Source organism: Microbacterium sp. (genome assembly GCF_035554235.1).
In the GTDB taxonomy this organism is placed as follows: domain Bacteria; phylum Actinomycetota; class Actinomycetes; order Actinomycetales; family Microbacteriaceae; genus Microbacterium.
Map to the genome: position 1 here is coordinate 1 of NZ_DATMIO010000072.1, position 8,094 is coordinate 8,094.

Consider the following 8,094-nt stretch of genomic DNA (forward strand, 5'->3'; position numbering starts at 1 on the left):
TTCAGATAGGGCCGAGGGTTTCAGATATGGCCGAGGGTCATCATGCTGTTCCTCCCCACACGGCGTAGCTGACCACGCGCGTGGGCACGCCCTCTTCCTGCGGCGCGATCTCCAGCACCGCGTACTGCCGCTCTCCTGTGATGAGACACACGAAAGTGGGCTCAGATGCATCGGGCACCTCGACGAAGTTCTCGGACGTGACGCCTTCGACCGGTTGCATGGCCGCTCGGCACGTGTCGTGCCCGCCGTCGGGCACGACGGCGATCCCCGACGCGAAGCTGCTCACGAAGAGCGGCCCCGGGCCGGGCAGACCCGACAAGAACGTGTCCGTGTCGCTGAACCACACGTCGCCCCCGGGTGTGACTTCCCCGTACGTGGACTCGAAGATCTCCGCGGTCTCGAGATCGATGATCGCGTCGCGCACGGGCACGTCGAGCTCGCCCGTCGTGGCAAGCGTGTCGGGCTCCGGCCGAGTGAGCGCAGAGACCAGATATGCGGCGCCGACCAGAAGCAGCACGGCGACGACCGCGACGATCACGATCCACCATCGGAACCCGCTCGCGCCCGCACTCGTGGGACCGGAACCCCCGCCCGAGGACATGGCCACACGGTACCACCGGCCTCGCGGTGGCGCGCCTGGTGCCATGAGCGCCGAAACCCTGCCCGCCCCGCCGCACGGGGCGGCGTACCCTCGGATTGTGGGGATCACGCGCAAGACGCGGGACACGCTCGCGGCCGGTCTCGCGGGGGTGGCAGCCGCCGCGCTCGGGGCGGGAATCGGCGAACTCACGGCCGCGCTGATCGCCGCCACGCCTTCTCAGAGGGCGGAGTCCAGCCCGTTCGCCGCGATCGGCGGCGCACTCATCGATCTCGCCCCGCCGTGGGCGAAGGACGCGGCGATCGCGCTCTTCGGCACCGCCGATAAAGTCGCGCTGCTGGTCGGCATCGCGGTCGTGCTCCTCGCGGTGGCGGCGGGCGCCGGCATCCTGGATCTGCGACGCTCCCCGTGGGGCCGCGTCGTGTTCGTCGCGATCGGCCTCATCGGGGCGGTCGCCGCGATGACGCGGGCGCAGGCGTCGCCGTGGGCGTGGCTGCCGTCCATGCTCGCGGGCGCGGCGTCGGCGGCTGCGCTGCTGCTGATCCTGCGGAGGCCGCAGAAGAGGGCTCAGGATGCCGCGGCCGACGTCGCGCGCGATCCCGACCGCCGCCGGGTGCTGGTGTGGGCCGGCGCGGCCGCCGCCCTCGGAGTGCTGACGGCGGTCGGGGCGACCGCGGTGCGGGCGGGTTCTCGCACGATCACTGCGATCCGAGACACGCTGCGGCTGCCGACGCCCGCCGTCGCCGCGCCGCCGGTCCCGGCGGGGGCGGAGCTGGGGCTCGACGGGCTTGCTCCGGTGATCACGCCGAACGACGTGTTCTACCGCATCGACACCGCCCTCGTCGTTCCCCAGGTGGACCCCACGACGTGGAAGCTGCGCATCCACGGCATGGTCGAGCGGGAGGTCGAGCTCACGTGGGACGAGCTTCTGGCCCTCCCCCTCGAGGAGAGCACGACGACCCTGGCCTGTGTGTCGAACACGGTCGGGGGCGACCTGATCGGGAACGCGCTGTGGCTCGGCTACCCGATCCGCGCGCTGCTCGCGCGCGCCCACCCCCTCGCCGAGGCGGACATGGTGCTCTCCCGCTCGGTAGACGGGTTCACGGCATCCACCCCTCTCGAGGTGCTGACCGACGACCGCAACGCGATCCTCGCCGTGGGCATGAACGGCGAGCCGCTGCCGCCCGAGCACGGCTTTCCGGTGCGGATGGTCGTGCCCGGGCTGTACGGGTACGTCTCGGCGACGAAGTGGGTCGAGAGCCTCGAGGTGACGCGCTTCGACACGAAGCGCGCGTACTGGTCGGATCGCGGGTGGTCGGAGCGGGGGCCGATCAAGCTGCAGTCCCGCATCGACGTGCCGCGATTCGGGACGTCGGTGCCGGCCGGCAAGGTCGTGCTCGCCGGCGTGGCATGGCAGCAGCACGTGGGTGTCGCTGGCGTGCAGGTGCAGGTCGACGACGGCCCGTGGCGCGATGCCGAGCTCGCGAGCGCCATCTCCGACGACACGTGGGTGCAGTGGAGCATGCCGTGGTCGGCCACGGCGGGCCCGCACCGGGTGCGCTGCCGGGCGATCAGCGCGTCAGGCGACGTGCAGACCGACAAGCAGGCGCCGCCGGCGCCGGATGGCGCGACGGGCTGGCACACGCGCCAGATCGACGTCGGCTGAGCCGCGCGTCGCGCATCAGCCGATGCCGAGGGCGTCGCGCAGCAGCCGATGCCGAGGGCGTCGCGCATCAGCCGATGCCGTGCCCGCCCATCACCGGGTTCAGGCGGCGAGCACCAGCCGCAGCTGCTGGACGGCCCAGTCCAGCTCTGTCGCTCGCACGACCAGCGGCGGGGCGATGCGGATCGTCTGGCCGTGCGTGTCTTTGACCAGCACCCCGCGGGCGAGCAGCCGCTCGGCGATCTGACGCCCGGTGCCGATGGCGGGATCGATGTCGACGCCCGCCCACAGGCCCGCGACGCGCACACCGGTGACGCCGTGCCCGATGAGCTCGTTCAGGCGCGTCTCGAGGTGCGCGCCGAGGGCGCGGGCGCGCTCCTGGAACTCTCCCGTCGAGAGCATTTCGACAACGCGCAGCCCCACCGCCGCCGCGAGCGGGTTGCCGCCGAACGTCGAGCCGTGCTCGCCCGGTCGGATGACGCCGAGCACGTCGGCGTTGGCCACGACCGCCGAGAGGGGCAGGATGCCGCCGCCCAGCGCCTTGCCGAGCAGATAGACATCCGGAACCACGTCCTCGCGGTCGCACGCGAAGGTTTCGCCCACGCGGCCGAGGCCGGACTGGATCTCATCCGCGATGAAGAGCACGTTGCGGCGTTCGGTGAGCTCGCGGACCGCGCGCAGGTAGCCGACGGGGGGAACCACGATGCCCGCCTCGCCCTGGACGGGCTCGATCAGCACGGCGGCGGTGTTCTCGTCGATCGCGGCGTCGATCGCGGCCGCGTCGCCGAAGGGCACCGTCACGAAGCCGGGCGCGTAAGGGCCGAAGTCGTCGCGCGCCTGCGGGTCGTCGCTGAAGCCGACGATCGTCGTCGTGCGGCCGTGGAAGTTGCCCCCGGCGACGATCACCGTGGCGCGATCGGGCGTGATGCCCTTGACGCGGTAGCCCCACGCGCGGGCGAGTTTGATGCCGGTCTCCACGGCCTCGGCGCCCGTGTTCATCGGCAGTACGAGGTCTTTGCCGCACAGCTCGGCGAGCGCGGCCGAGAAGGCGCCGAGGCGGTCGTTGTGGTACGCGCGGCTGGTGAGCGTGAGGCGGCCCAGCTGCTCGTGGACGGCGGCGACGAGGGCGGGATGCAGGTGCCCGAAGTTCAGCGCCGAGTAGGCGGAGAGCAGGTCGAGGTACCGCTTGCCCTCGACATCGGTGACCCATGACCCCTCACCCTTCGCGATGACGACCGGGAGCGGGTGGTAGTTGTGGGCGACGTGCTCTTCTTCGGCCGCGATGATGCCCGCGGTGCGCGCGGCGTCGGCGTCGAGGGCGGCGGCGGAGGTCATGAGGATGCCCCGCGCAGCTCGAGCGTGCAGCACTTGATCCCGCCGCCGCCGAGCAGCAGCTCGGAGAGATCGATGAGCACCGGGTTGTAGCCGCGCTCGCGCAGCTGTCGCTCGAAGCCCTTCGCACGAGGGGAGATGAGGACGTTGCGGCCGTCACTCGCGGAGTTGAGGCCGAAAACGGCGCCGTCCTCGTCGGAGACGTGGATCGCGTCGGGGTAGCGCTCGGCGAGGATCGCCTGGCTGGCCTCGTCGAAGGCGGCCGGCAGGTAGGCGATGTTGGCGCGCTCGGGGCCGCCGTTCGCGACGCCCTCGATCGGGTCGAGCACCGCAATGGCCGTGTCGAGGTGATAGAACCGGGGGTCGGTCAGCGTGAGGGTGACGACCTCGCGGCCGAAGACCTCGCCGACCTCGCGGTGGCTGTCGCCCGTCGAACGGAAGCCGGTGCCGGCGAGGATCGTGTCGCCCACGAGCAGGAAGTCACCCTCTCCCTCGTTCACCTCTTCGGGAACGCGCGTGTCGAAGCCGTTCGCGCGGAACCACTCGATGAAGGGGCCCTCCTCGCCGGCGCGCTCCTGGAAGCGGAACTTGGGACCGTAGGCGATGCCGTCGATGAGAAAGCCGCCGTTGGCGGTGTAGACCATGTCGGGCAGGCCGTCGACCGGATCGATCAGCTCGACTTCGTGACCGAGCTCGATGTACGTGTCGTACAGCGTCTTCCACTGGCGCAGGGCCCGCGCGGTGTCGGTCGGGTTGGCCGGCTCCATCCAGGGGTTGATCGTGTAGCTCACCGTGAAGTGCTCGGGACGGCACATCAGGTACCGACGGCGGTGCTGGGTGCGGGTGACGGCCGATTCCGCGAGGGATGCGGTGTTGTTCACGGACGCGGTGTTGTTCATGGACCTGGGGCTCCTCATGAAGGGGCGGCGGACGCTGTCCATGGGCCCGGCGGCCCTTCGACTCGCTGCGCTCGCTCAGCAACCGCAGGGAGGAAAGGACGACTCGGGCACGCCGGCACCTATTCTCTCATGCCTGTCAGGCGGGAGCCATCACGACAACGACCTTGCCGACGGTGTGTCCCGCATCCACATGGGCGAGGGCGTTCCGCGCCTCCGAGAGCGGCCAGGTGCGCTCGATCGCTGCCCGGATGCGACCCTCCGCCGCGAGCGCCGCGAGTTCGGCGGTGAGCTCTGGCTTGGTGCGGGCGGCGAGGGGACGGATGCGGCGCCCGCCGGCGCCCCGCGAGAGCAGACCGGCACGCAGGATGCGGCCGATCGGGCCGAGCAGCCTGCCGCCCTCCCCGGAGACGAGCACGAGGGTTCCTCCCGGGCGCAGCATCGAGCGCAGCCGCCGGAGCGGCGCGGTGCCCGCGATGTCGAGAATCGCATCGAACGACGCCGCCGGCAGGCCCGCGGCATCCGTCGTCTTGTAGTCGAAGGTGCGCGCGGCGCCCAGGTCTTCGACGAGCTTTCGGCTGCGCGCGCCGCACAGCGCCCACACCTCCGCGCCGCGCAGTGCCGCGAGCTGCACCGTGTAGGTGCCGACGCCCCCGGAGGCCCCGATCACCAGCACACGCTGGCGGGCGGCGACGCCGCCCAGTTCGACGGCCTGCCACGCGGTGCCGCCGGCCAGCGGAAGGGCAGAGGCCGCGACGGGGTCGAGCGCGCCGGGGCGCCGCACGAGCTGGTCGGCCGGGGTCTTCACGTACTCGGCGAGTCCTCCCCCGGCGAGTTCGCCCAGAACCTCGTCGCCGATGGCGAGGTCAGCGACGCCGGATCCGACCGCGACGACCGTGCCCGAGACATCCCGGCCCCTCGTTCCCACGCGCGGGCGGCGCATGCCGAAGAATGCCCGCAGCAGCAGGGGCTCGCCGCGCATGATGTGGATGTCGGCCGCGTTGATGGATGATGCTCGCACCCGCACCACCACCTCGAGCGGGCCGGGCAGCGGGATGTCGACGACGACGTCTTGCACGGCGTCGGGCGCGCCGTAGCGGGTCTGGGTCCACGCGTGCATGGTCCGGGTTTCGAGCTTGGTGTTCATGACGCATTCCCTTCGGGGTACTGAAACACGGCGTCGAGTCCGACGCCGAAGACGCGCGCGATCTGGAATGCCAGCTCGAGCGATGGGGAGTACTTCTCCTGCTCGATCGCGATGATCGTCTGCCGGGTGACGCCGATGCGCCTCGCGAGCTCGGCCTGCGTCATCCCCTCGACCTCGCGCAGCGCGCGGATCGAGTTCGTGACCTTCGTGGGTTTGACCATCAGGGCATCCCCCGCCGGTAGACGATGATGCGCGTCAACCCGCCGAGGAAGGCGGAGAGGAAGAACCCGAAGAAGATGGCGTTGCCGATCCAGAACCAGGCGCCCTCGACCATGGCGAGCACGAGGGCGACGACGCCTCCGATCACCATGAACGCCTGACCGACGCGATCGCCGAGCCACTCGATCTCGCGGTCGCGGAGGTCGGCCTTGTGATCTTCGTCGGGGTTGCGCATGCCGGCGAAGATCCCCCAGAGGATGCTGACGACGATCGAGAACACGATGGCGCCCACGATCGTCCAGACCATCGGCCAGACCCAGTCGATCTCATCGACCGGCCGTGCGAAGAGCTGGGGCAGCACGAGCACGACGTAGACCGCCGTGCCGATGACGCTCGCGATGAGCTGCGACCAGGTGTTGCGTTCTGCGTACCCCATGACGGGCTCCCTTGGATGTCTAATATGTTTGACATCTGCGACGGTACCCGCTTTGCGGGTGGGTGTCAAGAATATTTGACATGGGTCGGGGGGCGGGGCGTGTAGGGCTCGAGGTGGCGGCGCGTGGGTTCGAGGCGTAGCAGGCCGCGGCGTGGGGTTTCGGCGCGCCGCGGCCTGACTCAGAAGGGCGGTGGATCGGCACTCGTCGTGAAACCCGTGGGGCTCGTCCAGGCGATTTCGCCGGTGACGGGATCGCGCGTCATCGACCACAGGCTCTCGTGCTTCACGGTGTGGTGCGCGCCGCAGACCGGGGCGAGGTTGTCGCCGCTCGTTCGACCGCCGTACTGCCAGTCGAGCGAGTGGTCGATGTCGCACTCGGCGGAAGGCCGACGGCATCCGGGGAAGACGCACAGCGGATGCCGCACGCCGAGCCATCTTCGGAGCGCCTTCGGCACCCGATAGGTCGTCCGGTCGACGTCGAGCACCGTGCCCGTGACCGGGTGCGTGAGAACCCGTATCCAGGACGTGGCACCGCCGGCGAGTCTGCGCGCTGTGTCGAGGTCGATGGGGCCGTATCCGTCGAGAGTGGCGGGCTCGTCGCCGCGACCGAGCAACGTGAGTGCGGGAATCGTGATCGCGATCGAGGCGCCTGTACGGCCCGAAACGCCCACGCGCGTGGTGGCGGCTTCGCGTGTCGCGGCACCTGTGCGTGCAGCGCCGCCTGCGCCACCGCCGTCGGCAATGCCGCCGGCATCCGCGTTCCGGGCATCACGTCCATTGCCGACGCCATCCCCGCCACCCCCGGCGTCGCGTTCATCGCCCCACTGGGTGCTCACTTGCTGGGTCAGCAGATCGGCGAGCACGTCGGCGCGGAGCTGCGCCATGGTCCGGCGCTCATCCTCGTTCGAAGCGAGCCGCCTCGCCATCGCATCGACCTGAGCCACGGCGGCATGGGCGTCGGTCGCCGGCATGAACGCATTCAGCATCGCCATCCCGTCGAGTTCTGCGGACACCCACACGGATCGATCCTTCGCGGCCCGCCGATGGCGCTCGTCGATGGACTCCGCGTGCACCCGTTCGCGAACGACGCGTGCGCGAACCCGGAACTTTCCCGCCGTGAGCAGCTCGGCGGGCGCGGCAAGCTGCTCATCGAACGCGTGCCAGGCCTCCGCCGCATCGTTCGGAAGGCTGTTCGCGAGTTGGGCGGCCGCGACGGCGTTGGCCTCCCCGACGCGTCCAGACAGGAAGCCCTCCCACAGCCGGGGGCACCGCTCTTTAAGGGTCCGAGCGTTCCCCGCGCGGGTGTGGACGGTGCCCTCCGCCATCCGCAGTCGCACCGCGATATCGGCCGCCGCGGCGCGCACCGCGATCTCGCTCCGCGCCCGGCGCATCGCGCCGACGGACCGCCCGCGCGGATCGAACCACTCCGGATCGAGCGTGGGGTCCGGTCCCACCCAGGGGGTCGGGTCGCTCGCTGCCGCATCGAGTACCTCGCCCATGATGCGGTACTGGTCGGCAATGAGAACTCGGGCGCGTGCCGCTGCGCCCTCCAGCTCCCACAGCCCGGCGTCGAACGACTCACCGGCCGACGGCGTCCATGGGCCGGCGGCGAGCACATCGACGTCCGCGTCGATGACGTCACGCTCGTCGATGAGCACATCCGGGTCGAACCGGGCGTGCTCCTCGACGGGCAGTGCTTCGTACATAACTACGAATGTACGCCGGGCCTCCGACATTGGACCGCGACGTAAGTGCGGCTGGTGCGGAGAGGCCCGCGCGCGAGCTGTTCGTGACGACTGATCC

At 70.7% G+C, this 8,094-nt stretch carries 8 protein-coding genes; 1 reads left to right on the forward strand and 7 read right to left on the reverse strand.

What is annotated here, in order from left to right; all coding sequences use genetic code 11:
- Positions 1-40: 40 nt before the first annotated feature.
- Positions 41-601, reverse strand: coding sequence for a hypothetical protein (locus tag VNT50_RS03650; protein ID WP_325483741.1), 561 nt, complete (start codon positions 599-601; stop codon positions 41-43).
- Between the two features lie 43 nt (positions 602-644).
- Here VNT50_RS03650 and VNT50_RS03655 point away from each other — a divergent pair, with 43 nt between their 5' ends.
- Positions 645-2,264 (forward strand): molybdopterin-dependent oxidoreductase, encoded by a 1,620-nt coding sequence (locus VNT50_RS03655; protein WP_325483742.1) that lies wholly within the window; start codon positions 645-647, stop codon positions 2,262-2,264.
- A 99-nt stretch (positions 2,265-2,363) separates the two neighbouring features.
- Here the strand turns inward: VNT50_RS03655 and rocD are convergent, their stop codons facing one another.
- From rocD to VNT50_RS03685, 6 genes are all read right to left on the reverse strand, one after another.
- The gene (rocD, locus tag VNT50_RS03660; protein ID WP_325483743.1) at positions 2,364-3,596 is read right to left on the reverse strand and encodes an ornithine--oxo-acid transaminase; all 1,233 of its coding nucleotides are present in this window, start codon (positions 3,594-3,596) and stop codon (positions 2,364-2,366) included.
- Positions 3,593-4,492: a dimethylargininase gene (gene ddaH, locus VNT50_RS03665; RefSeq protein WP_349255495.1), complete on the reverse strand. Its 900-nt coding sequence runs from the start codon at positions 4,490-4,492 to the stop codon at positions 3,593-3,595. The genes rocD and ddaH overlap by 4 nt, the downstream gene beginning before the upstream one ends.
- 136 nt (positions 4,493-4,628) lie before the next feature.
- A complete protein-coding gene (locus tag VNT50_RS03670; protein WP_325483744.1) occupies positions 4,629-5,636 on the reverse strand; it encodes an NAD(P)-dependent alcohol dehydrogenase in 1,008 nt (335 codons plus the stop codon).
- The gene (locus VNT50_RS03675) at positions 5,633-5,857 is read right to left on the reverse strand and encodes a helix-turn-helix transcriptional regulator (protein ID WP_325483745.1); all 225 of its coding nucleotides are present in this window, start codon (positions 5,855-5,857) and stop codon (positions 5,633-5,635) included. Before VNT50_RS03675 ends, VNT50_RS03670 begins: the two co-directional genes overlap by 4 nt.
- Entirely contained in the window at positions 5,857-6,291 is a 435-nt protein-coding gene (locus VNT50_RS03680; protein ID WP_325483746.1) for a hypothetical protein, read from the reverse strand. The genes VNT50_RS03675 and VNT50_RS03680 overlap by 1 nt, the downstream gene beginning before the upstream one ends.
- 179 nt (positions 6,292-6,470) lie before the next feature.
- A complete protein-coding gene (locus tag VNT50_RS03685) occupies positions 6,471-7,997 on the reverse strand; it encodes an HNH endonuclease signature motif containing protein (RefSeq protein ID WP_325483747.1) in 1,527 nt (508 codons plus the stop codon).
- Between the last annotated feature and the right edge of the window lie 97 nt (positions 7,998-8,094).